The 1142-nt window shown below is 42.6% G+C and carries 3 protein-coding genes; all 3 read left to right on the plus strand.

Annotated features, from left to right (window positions below):
* Positions 1 to 201: heme-binding protein (locus tag A3756_RS03210; RefSeq protein ID WP_197481131.1), on the plus strand; the 201-nt coding region annotated here is incomplete at its 5' end.
* Between the two features lie 159 nt (positions 202 to 360).
* On the plus strand, positions 361 to 648 hold the full coding sequence (locus tag A3756_RS03215) for a transposase (RefSeq protein ID WP_068510178.1): 288 nt from the start codon (positions 361 to 363) through the stop codon (positions 646 to 648).
* Positions 649 to 659: 11 nt separating this feature from the next.
* Positions 660 to 1142, plus strand: a 483-nt coding sequence (locus A3756_RS27145; protein ID WP_231875470.1) for a DDE-type integrase/transposase/recombinase, incomplete at its 3' end; no start/stop codon positions are given.

Here is a 1142-nt window from a genome sequence, read left to right on the forward strand (position 1 = left end):
GTCAATGATTACACCGTTGCAGCGATTCGCTTCAGTGGTTGGCTGGACGAGGACACAATAGAAAGCAAGAAAAGCGAACTATTGGCTTGGTTGAATGAGCAGGATATCAAAGCCATTGGGCAGCCTATTATTGCCGGTTATGATCCACCTTCGTCAATTCCTTTTTTTAGACGAAATGAAGTTCTAATCCCGATAGAGTAGACCCCATCTTTGTGTTCGTATGCCATGAGTGTGAGAAGGGTGCTATCTAACTGGTCTCTTCTGGACAGTGTGTAGATCCTAATCTATCTTTGATAGTGATCTGCTTTAATCAAACAGGACACTTCAATAAGGAATATAATCCAATTATTGAGGTGTTAAATGACAAAACGAAAGAACAGAAGTTATACAACAGAGTTTAAACAAGAAGCGGTTGCCCTGGTCACCGAGCAAGGCTATAGCGTTCCTAAAGCGGCTGCTTCATTGGGTATTACAGATAAGTTGCTCTACAACTGGAAAGCCAAGTTTGATGCGGAACAATCTGGTACTGGCTTAAATACAGATGAGCGTGCTGAATTGCTTCGGCTCCGAAAGGAAAATAAAGAGCTGAAGATGGAAAAGGAGATTTTAAAAAAGGCCAGCGCCCTCCTGCTGAAGGAAACCAAGTAAGGTTTCAAACCATTCAACAACTTTCCTCAGCATATCCTGTTATCAAACTTTGCAAAGCAATGGGTGTTAGCCGCTCAGCTTATTATGCTTGGCTCAAACGGCCAACTAAATCTATTACGCCAAAGCAGTTACATTTGTATAGCAGAGCTAAAACTATCTTCGAGAAAAGCCGAAGTAGTTTGGGTTATAGAGAACTGCGGAAACGATTGTGCAGAGAGGGCTTTGATATTACTGAATACAGCGCTCAAAAATTAATGGCTAAGCTTGGATTGGTCGTTACGCAACGCATTGCATACAAGGCAACAACTAAGCGTAAACACAGTGATGCTGTTGCAGATAACTTGCTGAACCAGAACTTTAATCCGGTTGGGCCAAATCAAATCTTGGCTGGCGATGTGACTTATCTGAAAACAGGCGAAGGCTGGATGTATCTCGCGATCGTCATGGATTTATTTTCACGCCGAATCGTTGGCTGGCAGATTGATAAGCGTATG

Source organism: Oleiphilus sp. HI0086 (assembly GCF_001635225.1).